Origin of the sequence: Arcticibacter sp. MXS-1, from assembly GCF_041902385.1 — a bacterium.
Classification (GTDB): Bacteria; Bacteroidota; Bacteroidia; order Sphingobacteriales; family Sphingobacteriaceae; genus Arcticibacter.
In genome coordinates, this window is the sequence record NZ_CP169244.1 from 3659878 (window position 1) to 3676512 (window position 16635).

The 16635-nt window shown below is 49.3% G+C and carries 8 protein-coding genes; 6 read left to right on the forward strand and 2 right to left on the reverse strand.

The genetic code is table 11. The features are described 5' to 3' along the window. The first annotated feature begins 10 nt into the window (after nucleotides 1-10). The 5 genes from ACES2C_RS15820 (at nucleotide 11) to ACES2C_RS15840 (ending at nucleotide 10747) form a co-directional block, all read left to right on the forward strand. Nucleotides 11-799, forward strand: a complete 789-nt coding sequence (locus tag ACES2C_RS15820; RefSeq protein WP_374164041.1) for a gluconate 5-dehydrogenase — start codon at nucleotides 11-13, stop codon at nucleotides 797-799. Nucleotides 800-849: 50 nt separating this feature from the next. Then, nucleotides 850-3843 carry a glycosyl hydrolase 115 family protein gene (locus tag ACES2C_RS15825; protein ID WP_374164042.1) on the forward strand — a complete coding sequence of 998 codons (2994 nt, stop codon included), beginning with the start codon at nucleotides 850-852 and terminating at the stop codon, nucleotides 3841-3843. A gap of 704 nt (nucleotides 3844-4547) precedes the next feature. Continuing rightward, the gene (locus tag ACES2C_RS15830; protein ID WP_374166968.1) at nucleotides 4548-7634 is read left to right on the forward strand and encodes a SusC/RagA family TonB-linked outer membrane protein; all 3087 of its coding nucleotides are present in this window, start codon (nucleotides 4548-4550) and stop codon (nucleotides 7632-7634) included. Nucleotides 7635-7644: 10 nt separating this feature from the next. Then, nucleotides 7645-9576 (forward strand): RagB/SusD family nutrient uptake outer membrane protein, encoded by a 1932-nt coding sequence (locus tag ACES2C_RS15835; RefSeq protein ID WP_374164043.1) that lies wholly within the window; start codon nucleotides 7645-7647, stop codon nucleotides 9574-9576. A gap of 73 nt (nucleotides 9577-9649) precedes the next feature. Beyond that, on the forward strand, nucleotides 9650-10747 hold the full coding sequence (locus ACES2C_RS15840; protein ID WP_374164044.1) for a cellulase family glycosylhydrolase: 1098 nt from the start codon (nucleotides 9650-9652) through the stop codon (nucleotides 10745-10747). A 54-nt stretch (nucleotides 10748-10801) separates the two neighbouring features. On the opposite strand, the gene ACES2C_RS15845 is transcribed toward ACES2C_RS15840, so the two are convergent. Beyond that, the gene (locus ACES2C_RS15845; RefSeq protein ID WP_374164045.1) at nucleotides 10802-11581 is read right to left on the reverse strand and encodes a response regulator; all 780 of its coding nucleotides are present in this window, start codon (nucleotides 11579-11581) and stop codon (nucleotides 10802-10804) included. Between the two features lies 1 nt (nucleotide 11582). Next, on the reverse strand, nucleotides 11583-14738 hold the full coding sequence (locus ACES2C_RS15850) for a two-component regulator propeller domain-containing protein (protein WP_374164046.1): 3156 nt from the start codon (nucleotides 14736-14738) through the stop codon (nucleotides 11583-11585). 341 nt (nucleotides 14739-15079) lie between these two features. Here ACES2C_RS15850 and ACES2C_RS15855 point away from each other — a divergent pair, with 341 nt between their 5' ends. Next, entirely contained in the window at nucleotides 15080-16618 is a 1539-nt protein-coding gene (locus tag ACES2C_RS15855) for a family 43 glycosylhydrolase (RefSeq protein ID WP_374164047.1), read from the forward strand. The last annotated feature ends 17 nt before the right edge of the window (nucleotides 16619-16635 follow it).

Sequence of the window (16635 nt, forward strand, 5' to 3'; positions counted from 1 at the left end):
CAATTATATTATGTCATTATCACTTTTTGACCTGACGGGGAAAACAGCCCTGTTAACGGGGGCAACTCACGGCCTTGGAATGTCAATGGCTACAGGTCTGGCCGCTGCAGGTGCGCAGATTATAGTCAATGATGTTTCGAGAGAAAAACTTGAAGCAGCATTGGCCGAGTACGCGTCTAAGGGAATAAACGCCCTTGGTTATGTCTTTGACGTTACTGATGAAACCGCCGTTAAGAGAACGATTAAGGAAATTGAGACGCAGGTAGGGCCCGTCGATATCCTGGTCAACAATGCCGGGATCATAAAGAGAATTCCGGTTGTGGATATGGAAGTTGCAGACTGGGAGACCGTTATCCGCATTGACCTTACCGGTCCCTTTATCATGTCGAAGGCTGTGGGAAAGTATATGATCCGGCGCAATGCCGGCAAAATCATCAATATCTGCTCCATGATGAGCGAAGTTGGCCGGGAAACGGTAAGCGCCTATGCGGCAGCTAAAGGCGGCTTGAAAATGCTTACAAAGAATCTGGCAACAGAGTGGGCAAGGTTCAATATTCAGGTCAATGGTATAGGTCCTGGTTATTTTGCTACCACGCAAACCGCAGCGATCCGGGTGGATGGCCATCCGTTTAACGATTTTATTCTAAGTCGTACGCCTGCTGCCAGGTGGGGAGAGCCCGAAGACTTACAGGGTGCCACAATTTTTCTGTCGTCGAAAGCCTCTGATTTTGTAAGCGGCCACATCCTATATGTTGATGGAGGCATTCTGGCCACTTTAGGGAAGGCCGCTAACGAATGATCAACTCAGCCGCTGATATAAACACACACATTTTTACACATAATACATACATGTACACTTCAGTATTACAAGCAGGCAAAGTACTGCTGGTAAAGAAGCGGGCGATCCTACTTTTGGTTGCGATCTTCCTTGCAGCACCGGCTATGCAGGCCGGTGCGCAGGTACGCCTGTTAACGGGTAAAGGCGACTTTAGCCTGGTTGGTTCCCGCAATTCCACTACGTTTTATTGTGATCAAAATGACCATGAAGTGGTCAAAAAAGTAACGCAAATGTTTGCTGGCGACGTACAACGTGTAAGCGGAAAGCTGCCCCTTGTTGCGTCATCTGATGCCAGGCTCGCGGAGAATATCGTGGTCATCGGCACTCTGGGAAGCAATAAACTGATCGATAAATGGGCGCGCGAAGGCAAAATCAAAACAGCCGGCCTGAAAGGCAAATGGGAATCTTACCTCATCCAGCTTGTTCAAAGCCCTGCTCCAGGAGTAAAGAAAGCCCTGGTAGTGGCGGGCAGTGACCGCAGGGGCACGGCCTATGGCGTGTTTTCTATATCCGAGGCCATCGGCGTTTCTCCCTGGTACTGGTGGGCCGATGCTCCAATAGTGAAAAGACCGGAGATCAGCCTGGGTGTCAGCACAATCCTGTCTCACGAACCTTCTGTAAAATACCGCGGGATCTATGTAAACGACGAAGACTGGGGCCTGCTCCGCTGGGCAAAGCGCACATTCGATGTAGAGCAGGGGAACATAGGGCCCAAAACCTATGCCCGCGTGTTTGAGCTTCTCCTTCGCCTGAAAGCCAATTATCTCTGTCCCGCCATGCATGAGGCAAGTACTGCCTTTAATAAAATTCCAGAGAATAAGGTTCTGGCCGATAGCTTTGCTATTGTGATGGGCTCTGTTCATGCAGAGCCGTTGTTGTTTAATAACGCCAGCGAGTGGGACAAGAAGACGATGGGCGAGTGGGACTACCAGACGAACAGGGAAGGGATCAACCGGGTGCTGAGAGAACGTGTAAAGAGCAATTCGGCCTACGAGAATGTGTACACACTGGCATTGCGCGGCATTCATGATAAGGCAATGACGGTGAACAGTTCCATACAGGACAGGGTTAAGGTACTCAGCAGTGCGCTTGCCGACCAGCGCAAGATCCTCACAGATGTCATTGGCAAGCCTGCAAACCAAATACCTCAGGCCTTTACACCTTACAAGGAAGTACTGGATATATATTCTAATGGGCTCGAACTGCCCGAAGATGTCACCATTGTATGGCCGGATGATAACTACGGATACCTCAAACGTCTCAGTAACGCGGCAGAGCGCAAGCGTTCAGGGCGTTCTGGTGTTTATTATCACGCTTCTTACCTCGGCAAACCTCACGATTATCTTTGGCTCAGCTCTACTCCGCCGGCCCTGATGTACGAAGAGCTGCGCAAGGCATACGATACTTCGGCCGACCGTCTGTGGCTGCTGAACGTGGGTGATATCAAGTCCTGCGAATTTCCTTTCTCTTTATTCATGGATATGGCCTATGATATCAACCGGTTCAGCTCCGAAACAATTGCCGGCTATCATGCCACCTGGCTGAGCAGTATGTTCGGCGAGCAGTACCATCAATCTTTTCTTGATATCACGAAGGCCTATTATCTCCTGGCGTTTTCCCGCAAGCCGGAAGCGATGGGATGGGGCTATGAGTGGAACACCAATAAAAACCCCAGAGAGCGCACAACCGATACTGATTTCTCCTTTGCTAACTACGGAGAAGCAGAATCGAGGCTGCAGGAGTATGGCCGGATCGGTGCAGCAGTCACGGGTCTGATGGACAAAATGAAAGCAGATCAGAAGGCTTCGTTCTATCAGCTGCTCTACTATCCGGTGAAGGGAGCAGAGCTGATGAATAAAATGCACCTTACCGCTCAGAAGAACCGCTGGTATGCTCGTCAGCAGCGGGCGGCAACCAACGTCTTAAAGGATCAGGTAAAGCTGTATTACGCCAGTCTCCAGGTCATCACCAACGGCTACAATAGCTTGCTGAACGGCAAATGGAACCATATGATGTCCATGGTGCAGGGAGTTACGGCGTCCTATTTTGAACTGCCGAAACTCGATTCGGTTAATCCGACCGGCCCTGCCCAATTAAATGTCCTGGCAGAGGGGGAAGATGTGCTTAAAGGGCAAAGCAGTTTTCATGTCCTCCCGTCTTTCAATACCCATACCCGCAGGTCTTACTATGTGGATGTATACAACACAGGGAAAGATGCGCTTAAATGGAATCTAAAGGTTTCTGATAACTGGATTGTGTGCACGAAAAGTAGCGGTACCACCAGCCTGGAAGACCGGGTATGGATTTCTGTTGACTGGTCTAAAGTGCCTGTCGGAGAGAAGCTTTCGGGCTTCGTTTCAATCACTGCCGCAGGTAAACAGGAACAGGTACTTGTATCTGCATTTAATCCGGCTTCTCCTTCCCATGCCGAAGTAAAGGGCTTTTTTATTGAAGATAACGGATACGTTTCCATGAATGCAGCAGGGTTCCACCGAAAATCAGAAACTGACGAGATCAAGATGAAGGTGATTCCCGGTCTAGGTTATGAAGGAGCATCTGTCCAGCTGGGCGATCCGGTAGCTCCTTTCCAAAACCCTGCAAGCAGTACGGTGCCTTGCCTTGAATACGACTTTTATAGTTTCAGTGCGGGTTCGGTAGATGTCTACACCTATGCGCTGCCCACTTTTCCGCTCAGTACAGACCGGCCGCTGGGGCATGAAACTGCAGCGGGAGAGACCCGCTACGGCGTATCTATTGATGACGGCGCCGTTTCGCAGCCATCCACATCGGCAATAGAATATTCGCAAGTCTGGTCTGAAAATGTGCTGAGGAACGCTGCTGTTAAAAAATCAGTGCTCCATATTAGTCAGCCGGGAAAACATACCCTGAAGATCCTTTGCGGAGATCCGGGACTGGTCATTTCCAAAATAGTGCTCGACTTTGGCGGAATGAAAAGATCATACCTCGGGCCGCCAGTCACGAAAGCGGTGCTGCAGTCGAACTAGGCAGGAACTTACACCACAGACGTAATTGTGGCTAAAGAACCTTGGTCCTTCAAGGGGTAGGGAGCACGTTCAATCAACTCGTATCTCCGCCTTGGTGCGGAATTCATAAAGGCGTATTGTGATCGCAGCTCATGATGTTTTGGCGAATAAAAAGAAGAACAGGTATGGCTCGCTTGAAAGGGAGCGGGTCTTACTCTCTTTGTTTTCAATGTCTTGCGTCTCTCTTTCGTCTGCTGTTATCTTGAGACGGATCGACAAAAAGATGAGCAAAAATAGCCTGGCCCATTGCTTTAATTTGGACTATAGTTTCCGATTGTAGACCGTACAGCCCATCCTTCATCTGGCGATCACCGTGATCGGTGGAGTACATAATCAGTTTTATGAAAGAATATCAAACACCAATTCCAACGCAGACTGAGCTCAGAAAGCAGCCCGGGATGCATTCAGTAAACCAGTATTAATCAGTTAAATCAAAAATTTATGTCCAACCATTACTTAAACTTCTGGAACAGAATAAGAGCAGCCTGCCCGCTTATTCTGATTACCTGTACAATTCTTTTGGGGCCGTTATGTGTTTCCGCACAAAACAGGGCAATAAAAGGGACGGTCACCGATGCCGTCACCGGCGAGCCTTTGATCGGTGTTGCCGTTAAAATACAAAACGGGCAGGGGGAACAGCAACCAATGTCAACGGTGCATTCACCCTGCGGGTACCGGCTGGTGCGATATTAACCATATCCTACATCGGCTACGAAACGCAGACCGTTACAGTCGGCGACCAAACCGATATTAAGGTTAAACTGGCCCAGGGCAGCAGAACGCTGAACGAAGTAGTTGTCGTGGGCTACGGAACCATGAAGAAGAAAGACCTGACGGGTGCCGTTACACAGATCCGGCCGGATAAGATTGCCGATCAGAATCCAAATACCACCCAGGATATTCTTCGCGGTACGCCGGGTCTTACTGTTGGTCTGGATCCGAATGCAAAGGGAGGCGGCACCATTCGCATCCGGGGACAGCGATCCGTCTATACGGCCGGCGGTCATAATGACCCGCTTCTGGTTTTAGACGGGACCCTCTTTTACGGGGAACTGTCGGAAATTAATCCCGATGATATCGAACAGATTGACGTCCTCAAAGATGCTTCTGCTGCCGCTGTTTACGGTGCAAAGTCAGCTAACGGCGTCATCATCATCACGACGAAAAAGGGGAAAATGGGCAAGCCTAAGTTCAGCGTTACGTCTAACGTAGGAGTTGCCACCATGACCGCTAAGCGGGAGGTATTCGGCCCCGAGGGATATATAAAGTATCGCAACGACTGGTACCTGGCAGATACGTATGGTGTGAACAAAACAACGGGCGCCTATGAACCTTACCAAACGGCTTCTACTGCGTCACAAGGCAAAATCTTGCCGGGATACTTTGATCGCCCCACCGACGAAAACCTTTCCAGATACGGACTTACGCTCGACCAGTGGAAAGCTTATACCAATAACGAGGCATCGGCGTCTGACGAGGAGATTTGGGCAAAACGTCTCGCATTGCAGGGCACCACGCTGACTAATTATCTTGCAGGCAGAACATTCGACTGGTACGATCACAGTTTCAGGAACGGATTCAACCAGGATCATAATATAAGCGTTTCGGGTGCAAGCGACAGGGTTAGTTACTACATGTCACTGGGCTACCTCTCAAATCAGGGCCTGGCTGTAGGGAACGAATATAAATCCATCCGCTCAAACCTGAAGGTAGAAGGCAAAATCAGCAAGTGGCTCGATATTGGCGCTAATATCAACTTTCAGCGTCGTACAGATGGAGACCTTGCTGTCGATTTCGACAGGCAAATCAGGTCGAACTCCCCCTTTGCCAATTATAAAGACGCCGACGGAAATTTAGTGGTCTACCCAATGGGCGAAGCTGTGACGGTGAACCGTGGGTATAACTACGATTTTGACTTGAATTACCGCGACCTCGACAAAGGCTTCACCACCTTTAATACAATCTTCACAGCCAAGGTGAAACTGCCTTTTAATATCAACTATTCCTTTAACGGTTCTCCCCGGTTCCAGTTCTTTCACGACCGTTACTGGGAGTCTGCCAGTCACCCTGCCTGGAAAGGAACAAATGGGCTTGTAAACCGCGAGGCAACCGAACGTCTCGACTGGTCTTTGAATAATACCCTGAGCTGGGAGCACACTTTTGCGAAGAAGCATCGCTTCAACGTAACCCTGGTTCAGGAAGCCGAGCAACTGCAAAGATGGAAAGACAGGATCGAAGCTCGTAACATCATGCCAAGCGATGCACTGGGCTACCATGAGACATTCTATGGCGACAAGAACAAGAGCAGTTACGATACCGATGATATTAAAGAAACTGCAGATGGTATGCTCGGCCGCTTGTTTTATTCCTATGATGACCGGTATATGATCACCACATCGGTAAGGCGTGATGGGTACTCAGCGTTTGGATCTTCTAATCCACGGGCTACATTTTACTCGGCAGCGCTGGCATGGACCTTTACCAACGAAAAGTTTTTTAAATGGTCGCCCATGAGTACCGGTAAACTACGGGTATCCTGGGGCCAGAACGGTAACCGTCAGCTCGATAATGTGTACATAGCACTTGCTAATCTTGGTGCAGGATCAGGTGGTGCAATGGGCTATGTTGACGCCAGCGGCAGTCTGATGCAATACCGGTATCTGTTTATGGACCGTCTGTCCAATCCGGGCCTCTCCTGGGAGAAAACAGAAGCCTTTAATTCAGGATTGGACTTCGGATTTTTAAAAGACCGGATCACCGGTTCCTTCGACTTCTATATTACCCCGACCGTCGACATGATCATGAGTCGCGCCTTGCCTACCTTTACCGGTTTTAGCAGCATTACCACCAATCTGGGAAAGGTTGAGAACAGAGGGTTCGAGATTACGGTCAATTCGCAGAATATCAGAACAAAGTCGTTCTCATGGAACTCCACAATAAGCTACTCAAAATACAAGAATACGATCAAGCACCTGTACTACATCTATGACAATGTGGTGGATGCAGACGGGAATGTTACTGGAGTTAAAGAGCGTAATGATATCAGAAACAGCTGGTTCATCGGCCAGCCAGTCAGCGCCATCTGGGACTACAGGGTGACAGGCATCTGGCAGGCTGACGAAGTGGAAGAAGCCAAGAAGTACGGTCAGCGTCCGGGAGATCCAAAAGTGGCAAATAATTATACGGCAGATGACAAGGTAAATGCCGACGGAAGCGTTACGCCTGTTTATAATAATAACGATAAGGAGTTCCTTGGACAGGAAAATGCACCGATCATGTGGTCTTTCAGGAACGACCTTAACTGGAAGAACCTGAGCCTTTCATTCAATTTATATTCCTACTGGGGGAATAAAAGCCTGAACTCCGCCTATCTGAATCAAACCAATGGCGGGTCAGAAGTTACCTACCTTTGGAATACGTATGAGAGAAGCTACTGGACGCCAGAGAACCACAGCGACTATTACGCCCGTCTGGACAGCAAAGGCCCCGGTGGAATCACTTCGCCCAGCAGGCTTTACGACCGCTCCTTTATCCGTCTTGAAAATGTCAGCCTCAGTTATAATTTGCCTGCCCGTCTGCTGGCTAAGCGGGGCGTTGAACGCGTGAAAGTCTATGGCAATGTGAGGAACGTAGCGGTATGGGCTAAAGATAAACACTGGGAATACGGTGACATCGAAACCTTTACCACTAGCAATTCAAGGTCAGGATTAGCACCGCGACTATACACTGTGGGATTGAACCTTACATTTTAAAACGATCAGTATGAATACAAGCATAAAAAATATAAAGAATAGTATGGCGGTCGCTTTACTGCTGGCCGGCGCTGTCACTACATTTCCGGGATGTAAGGAAGATTTCCTGCAGCCCGAGCCTCTGTCTTTCTTCGAGCCGGATGCAACCTTTACTACGCAGGGCGGCTTAGATGCCCAGATGGCCATCTCCGACCGTCAGCTCCGGTCGTTCTGGACATTTAACAATACTACTACCGACCTCGGCCGGCCTATGAGCACCGAGTACATGTTCACTGATGTGGCGGTTGCGGCTAAGACTGATGACGGAAATATCCTCGCAGATATTGCCACGCGCGTTACTCCTGCGGTCATGCCTGAGCGCATGCCTTTCTTCTGGGGCGAATCGTATAACGGAATCAAATACGCCAATACGGTGCTTACCTACGCCGACAGGGTTAAAGGTTTAACAGAAACTGATATAAAAGTCTGCAAGGGAAGAGCGCTCTTTCACCGTGCCTTTCATTATTTCTCGCTCTGTTTCCATTTCAAGGATGTTCCGCTGGTCACTAAGCTCCTGAAGAACCCTAAAACGAATTACCAGAGCACCAAACGGGAGGCCATCCTGCAGATGATTACCTCGGACCTTGAAACGGCCGTACAATGGGTGCCAAACCAGTCACAGATGAGCCTGACGGGCCTCGTGAACAAGGGCGCCTGCCGTCAGCTGCTCATGAAGTGCTACCTCGCTACGGGCCAATGGGACAAAGCCATCGCTCAGGCCGACACGCTGATCAACCTCTCCGGCTATTCACTGATGACCGAAAACTTCGGAAACTTCATCAGTCCCTATTCTGAGGTCTGGCCGGTAACACGCAACGTGATCTGGGATTTGCACCGTCCTGAAAACAAAGCCATAGGCGCAAACAGAGAAGGGATCCTGGTGATGATCAACCGCAACGAGACCGATATGGCGATAAAGATGGAGGCAATACGTAACTGGGGTCCGATGCTCGACAATGTGGCAACCCAAACTCCCGACGGTAAACAGGCCGTGAGATTCTATGCCCGTTCAAATACCAACTACCGCGCGCCGTACGATTACAACCGGGCCTTAGGTCGTGGTATTGGTGTTATTCGTCCTACGTATTATGCGCAAAAAGGGGTTTGGTATTTAAATGGTGTGAATGATCAGGGCGACCTGCGCCATAGCACCGCCGTGGGGAACTGGGTGACCATGGAGTCGCTGAAGTATAACGATCCAAGCAGTAAGAATTTCGGCGAGAACCTTCGCCTGGTCAGTAGTACGGGTAAGGTGTTATGCACCGATACCATCCGCAACTGGTTCGGCTATCCGCATTACAAATACTACATAGAAGATCCTGTAGCTACCCGCAATGTCAACAACGCAGATCATCGCGGAGGCGCAGGCGACTGGTATCTCTACCGCCTGGCAGAGACCTACCTCTTACGAGCCGAGGCTAAGTTCTACAAAGGGGATATTGCCGGTGCAACCGAGGATGTTAATACCATCAGAAGGCGTGCTAAGTGTACACAGCTTTATAGCTCCGTTAATATCGGCGACATCATGAGCGAACGTGCCCGTGAACTTCATATGGAAGAATGGCGCTTTATGGAGTTGAGTCGCGTGTCATATTGCCTTGCCCTGAGCGGGAAACCCGACGAATGGGGGAATGTATACAACGTGAACAGCTTAGAGCAGAACAGCTATTGGTATCAGCGGCTTCAGCATTACAGCGATTTCTACAACAAAGGAAAGGTAACTGTCAAAGGCAGGCAGTACACCATCGCTCCCAATAATCTATACTGGCCAATTCCGCAGGATGACATTGATGCAAACGGAGGAGCCCGTCTCCGTCAGAACTTTGGGTATTCAGGTTATGACGCCGGCACTCCAATGTGGCAAACATGGCAGGAAGCTGTAGCCGACGAGGACAAAAATTAGTTACGTATATTCAGTATTTCAATACGGGCGGAAAGCTTAATGCCCTCAGCGGCCAAGAACAACAAGAACATATATGAGATCTAAATTTTTTATTCTTTTAATCGGGGCCTTTCTCTTACAGGTCCCGGTTTCAATTGCACAGAAGGTCATTGCGCCCGAGAAAGTCTGGTCAGCCCAGAAAGCGCATGAATGGTATGGAAAACAACCCTGGCTGGTAGGCGCCGACTACATACCGGCAAATGCCATCAACCAGCTGGAGATGTGGCAGGCCGATACGTTTGATCCAAAGCAAATCGACAAAGAGCTCGGATGGGCAGAAGCATTAGGCATGAATACAGCCCGTGTCTACCTGCATAGCCTGGCCTATAAGGCCGACCCGTCCGGTTTTAAGTCGCGCGTGAATGAATTCCTGAAAATTGCCGACAAGCATAAGATACGGCCCGTTTTAGTTTTTTTCGACGACTGCTGGAATAAGCAACCCGCTATTGGCAAGCAGCCCGAAAAGAAGCCGGGTGTGCATAATTCCGGATGGATGCAGGACCCCGGAGATCCTGCCTATAAAGTAGCTTCCAATTACCCGGCTCTCGAAGTGTATGTAAAGGACGTGCTGAAGACCTTCGCTAATGACAAACGGATCCTGCTCTGGGACCTGTATAACGAGCCGGGAAACAGCGGAAAGTTCGGTACCACCATGCCCTTGCTGGCAAAGGTCGTGACCTGGGCCAGGGAGGTCAATCCTTCGCAACCTATTACTATGGGACTTTGGAGCTGGGGTGAGCGGTACAATGAACTGAACAGGTTTCAGCTGATGAATTCAGACGTAGTTTCTTATCACTGCTACGACGATCCTGAACGTCATTTGCGGACGGTCCAGCTGCTCAAATTGCACGGAAAGCCTTTGATCTGCACCGAGTATATGGCGCGTACCCGTAACAGTACGTTTGCTAACACGCTGCCTATGCTTAAAAAGGAAAAGGTAGCAGCCATCAGCTGGGGATTAGTTGACGGTAAATCGAATACCAAATATGCATGGGATACGCCTATGGCAGACGGCGGGGAACCTAAAGTCTGGTTCCATGATATCTTTAAAGCCGATGGAACGCCTTATAACAAAGAGGAAACCGATCTGATCAGGTCGCTTACCGCTGATAAGGTCCTTTCAAACAAATAGCAAACAAAACGTCCCCTCTTGCTGCTGCCCGGGGGGACGTTCTGTTTCTGATGGTCAGTCCTCCGGTTTGGACGACTTGTCCAGAGAATTCAGGTACTCCAGCGGCGCCATCTTAAAGTAGCGCTGAAAGTTTTTATTAAAGAGGCTCTGACTACCATACCCAACCATTTTCGCAATCTCATACTGCGAAAACTCATTTTGAGCCATCAGGCGAACCGCCTTCTTAAGCCGCGTAACATCAATCAGTTCCTTCGGAGAAAGGGAAGAAAGCGACTTGATCTTCCTGTAAAGCGTGGGCCGGCTCATGTTCATATGATCGGCAAGCTCATCAATATTGAGGTCAGGGTCTTTTAAGTTCTTACGGATATACTCGTCCAGCTTCTTCAAAAACGCTTCGTCCGTTTTAGAGTGCGCCATTACGCGGACGTCCTCAAAGGGGGAGCTGGCAAAATGTTCCTTGATCTTAAGCCGGTTTTTGAGCAGACTGGCAATCTGCGCCTTCAGCAGCACCGGCGAAAACGGCTTCTGAATATAGAGGTCAGCCCCTGATTCCAGTCCTTCAATATGAGCCTGATGCGAATTGTTGGAGGTCAGCAATACAACCGGAATATGGCAGTATTCCACGTTCGATTTTATGACGCGGCAGAGTTCAAACCCGTCTATGCCGGGCATCATGATATCTGAAATGATCAGGTCTACCAGTTCTGCATTCAGTATAGAAAGCGCAGCTTCGCCATCCAGCGCAGTAAACACTTTGTAGTTGTGCCGCAGTACGGTGGAGAGGAATTTCAGAATATCCTCGTGATCGTCAATGATTAAGATACTTTCGGTCATACTAAACGTTCTTTTTCCAGGCGCTCAAATTAAATTCAAATTTCTGATGAACAGGCAATGTCAGTTCAAAAATTACCTGATCCGGTTCTCCGGATAGAAGCCTGAGTTCGCCGTTATGGAGTTCTGTGAGTGATTTAGCCAGCGAAAGGCCGATGCCCGTACCGGGCCTGTCCTGATTTTCGACCCTGAAAAACGGCTGGAAGATCTGTTCCCTGAACTCTGGCGGAATGCCCCTGCCATCGTTCCAGAACCTGATGCTGAAGTGACTGCTTTCTGGTCCAGTTTCCTCCAGCGTGATTCTTGCCGCGCTTTTTGCGTATTTAAGGGCATTCGAAAGCAGGTTAGAGCATATTTTCACAAGCGCCTCCTTATCGGTAAAAGCGTCCACATGGCTTTCGGGCAGTTCAAGATCCAGCTTAATCTTCGCCTTTTCAGCCTCTTTTTGAAAGCTTGCAGCCAGCTCGGTTAAAAGAAGGGTAATATCGGTATTCACGAAGTTCAGGCCGAACTGATGCATCTCTGTCTTCCGGAAATCTAACAGCTGGCCGGTTAACTCGGCCAGACGCTCAGCATGTTTCTCAACTAAAAGAAGGTTTTCTTTCATTTCATGTTCTTCCACCATATCGTTAACCATCATTTCAACCGGACCGAGAATCAGCGTTAAGGGTGTTTGTATCTCGTGCGCAATATTAGTAAAGAACTGAATTTTCGCCTGGTAAACTTCCTTTTCTTTCTCGTGTTCGAACAGGCGCAGCTTCTGCAGGTTCTTTCGCTCCTGGCTGCTGTGATAATAAAGCACTGCCCCCGCAACGGACAGCGAAAATAGAAGGACATAAATGAAATAGGCGATATTGCTTTTCCAGAACGGCGGAAGGATCGTAATATGAAGGCGGCGTTCATTCCCCGTCCAGTTTTCGACATTGCTTCGGGCCTTCACGCTGAAGGTGTAATCGCCTGGAGACAAGTCGGTGAAATAGGCTTTTCTGTTTTTGGTCAGATAGGTCCGGTTCCCATCCAGTCCTTGCATCTCGAATTCATAACGTGTTACTTCCGGGGAAGAGTAGTTCAATGCCGCAAACTCGATACTGAAGTTATTCTGGTTATAGGCAAGTACGATGGTATCAGTATAGAGAATGGATTTCTTCAGTGGTCCGTCTTTAATGCCCGGCGTGATCTCTTTGTTATTCACCTGAAAGCCCGTGATGTAAGTTGGCGGCCTGATATCTGTCCGCCCAAACTCTCTCGGATCAAATGCCACCAGCCCTTTTACCGATCCAAAGTACATTTTGCCGGCAGGATCTTTAAAGGCAGAGTTAAAGTTGAACTGGTCGGTAATTAAGCCGTTGGCTTTTGTATAGACCTTAAACTTGTAGGTATGCATGTCCATGCAGATCAGGCCCTTCAGCGAGCTTATCCACAGATGGCCCGTCTCATCTTCCAGTATCCTGAACAGGATATTAGTGGGCAGCCCGGTTTGAACAGTAAACTTTTTTACCGTTTTCCGGTCAGGACTAAGCCTGATCAGTCCGCCTCCTTCCGTGGTGAACCAGATGGCGTGACTGCTGTCTTCAAAAATGCCGTACACCGCAAACTCGTTGATCGTTTTGCCTTTTACCTGATCTCCAAACCTGATATTGCCTGATCTTCCGGTTTTGGGGTTATAATAAAAGGCGCCTTTTGCAACACTGCCCGTCCAGATATTTCCCTGCGAGTCTTCTGTAATAGTAAAAACATACGAATTGAATGGGATCTGCTCAATGCGTTTGAATGTTTTATGTTTCCTGTCGTACGTGAATAAGCCTGAAGCGGTATAAGCAGTTCCCACAAGAAGCGTGCTGTCGCGGGTAAGGTAAATAGCCAGCACAAAATCACTGGTCTGGTCACGCCCGCTTCCAATCAGTTTAAAGCGGTCGGTGATCAGTCCCGTGCGCATATCCATGATTTCCATTCCATGCAGAAACGGACCGATAAACAGCTGGTTGTCCACCGCGAGCAGTCCATGAACGTTTGGGTAGGAGAGGGCGCCTTTTTTTCCGGTGGCCTTATAATTGCTGAATCGTTGCGTAAGCGGGTCGAATTTATTGAGTCCGCCGTCTTCGGTCCCGATCCAAAGATTCCCCTTATTGTCAGAACAGATCTCACGCACTACTTCTCCCGAAATGGAATTGGCATCGTGTAGCGGAAAGTACTTTTTAAAGCGTGCATTTTCTTTTGAGTAGTAGCTAACGCCGCCAAAGAAGGTTCCGGCCCACATTCCCCCGTTGTTGTCTCTGCAAACCGTGTAGACGGCATTGTCGGCAAGGGAGTAGGGGTTTCCTGCCTCTTTCCGCAGATTCCGGCTGGTGTTCGTTGCCTGGTTGTAGATATAGATGCCCGATTCGGTACCGATCCAGTATTCATCTTTTTCACCTCTGGCAATATCACGCACATAGATCTCCGTGCGCCTGCCTTTTTCCAGGAGCAGGCTTCGCACCGTACCGGTTTTTTTGTTGAAGCTCTTCAGTCCCTGCTTAAAGCAGCCGATCAAGGCCTCATCCCCGGTAATGGGGTATATTTCACTGATCGATCGCAGGTTTCGGGGAGTGTGCTGACCGAAGAGCTGGCTTTTGATCATCGTCCCGTTTCGTATGTCGTAAACCGAGACAACCCCCTCGTTATTCCCTATCCACACATGCATGCTGCTGTCTGCTGCCAGCGCCGAGGCTGCCATGTGCAGATCCTGCAATTTTTTGTGTTTCTGATCATACCGGTAAAGGGCCGAGTTGGCCGAGATCCACACGTTATTCTGGCCATCCACAGCAATATCGTTGATATAACCATGAGGAACCTCATCCAGGGATATGAACACTTCTTTAACCGGATCGAACATCAGCACGCCCTTGCCCGTGCCAATCCAGAGCATGCCGTTCTTATCTTCCATCAGGTTTGTGATGACGTTGTTCCCTATGTTCCCGAACTTGTTCCTCTTGTTCCGGTAGCTTTTGAAGCTGTATCCGTCGAAGCGGTCCAGCCCGCCGCGGGTGCCCACCCAGATCAGTCCCCGGCTATCCTGCAAGATCACCGTCGCGGAATTATGTGCCAGTCCGTCCTCGGCCTGATAATGTTTAAAATAGTAAGATTGTGCATTGCCCGAAGTCGCAAAGCCAGTAATCAGCACCAGGAAAAAAAAGCTCTAAAGAGGGCATTCATAATCAGTCGCAATCAAATATAGGGAATCGCACAGATTTCGGGCACCCGTTAGCCGGTGCTCAGCTGCCCGCAGGAGCCATTCTGCTTGATTTTAACGGCTAAATGGTTGACCTGCAGTGATTGATCACTCTGCCCGCATGAATCGTTGTGAAGAAATGAGATAAATCGACAACGAATTGAATAAATCAAAAAGGGTTTGTTCGTTTATTTTGAACCCCAGAAAGCCAGTCATAAATCAGTGTGCCCTTAGCACAGGCTATCGTTTGCTTAAGATTATAATCATTATAACCCGACAACAAAAAAATGAGATTGAACAGAAATCTAATCCGGGCAGTGTTTATTACACTGACACTAACAGGTTGTGCGTTTTCGGCCTGTAAAAAAGAATCAGGCAATCCCGCAAACGAACCTGAAGTCCAGACGCCGACAGCCCCCGAAGAAGATCTCTCCGGCTTAACCCTTGACGACACGTATACCAATCCTATCATGCCGGGTGGTGCAGATCCATGGGTGGTGCAGAAAAACGGGGTGTATTACTATACCTTTACGCAGGGCAGCAAGCTGGTGATATTAGAGACAAAGAACTTATCCGAACTCGCTTCTTCCCGCCGGTATGAAGTGTGGACGCCACCCGCCGGCGAGGCCTATTCAAAGAACCTCTGGGCGCCTGAACTTCATGAGGTAGATGGCAAGTGGTACTTCTACTTTGCAGCAGACGACGGAGCGAATGCCAACCACCGGATGTACGTGCTTGAGAACACCTCCGCAACTCCTGTGGAAGGCACCTGGACCATGAAGGGGAAGTTATCAGACCCGACGGATCAGTGGGCGATAGACGGCACCATATTCAAGTACAACGGACAGTTATATGCTTTATGGTCAGGCGGAAATGCAGGGGCACCTCCACAACAGACTTACATTGCAAAAATGAGCAATCCCTGGACAATCTCCGGGGAGAAAGTCGCCATTTCTTCGCCGGGGTATGACTGGGAAAAGAAAGGCAACCCCATTAACGAGGGCCCGCAGATCCTCGTCAATCCGCAGGGCCGCGTCTTCCTCGTGTACTCAGCCAGCGGCTATTGGGTAGACGGCTATTGCCTCGGCCTTCTCTCACTAAAGGAAAACGGCGATCCGATGAACCCCGCTCACTGGGAAAAGAAAAACCAGCCGGTATTTTCAATGAAGGCCGAGAGCAGTGCGTTCGGGCCGGGACATAACGGCTTCTTCAAGTCTCCCGACGGTACAGAGGACTGGATCGTTTACCACGCCCGTTTAGTGGCTGGCAACGGACAGGCAGCCCGCAGTCCCCGTATTCAGCGTTTTACCTGGAGCCCGGACGGAACACCTTTCTTTGGTGAGCCGGCAAACGTTTCTACGCCGTACAAGCGCCCTTCCGGGGAGAAGATCCGGTACGTCTATCCAAAAACAAACTGGTCTATTAAAGGATTCAGTTCAGAAGAACCCACCAATAACCGGGTGGCAGCCAGTATCATCGATAATAATACCGGAAACTGGTGGATCACCCGTTACGCTAGCGACCCGACCGACTATCCCAATCATTGGATCACGGTAGATATGGGCCAGGTTAACCGCGTAGACGGCTTCATCATCAACCAGAAAACAGGCGACCGCAAAATCAAGGAACTCGAAATCCAGCTCAGCACAGACAATACCGCCTGGGAGAGCGTGGGGACATTCACGCTGAATAATGTAGATCAGCTAAAACAATACATTGACCTCCCCGCAAAAAAAGAATGCAGATATTTTAAATTAGTTCCCAAATCGGGACACGACAGCCAGCGCCAGCCTGCATTAGCAGAAGTAGGCGCTTTCAGAACTAAAGGTTAATTTTTCGATACTATTGC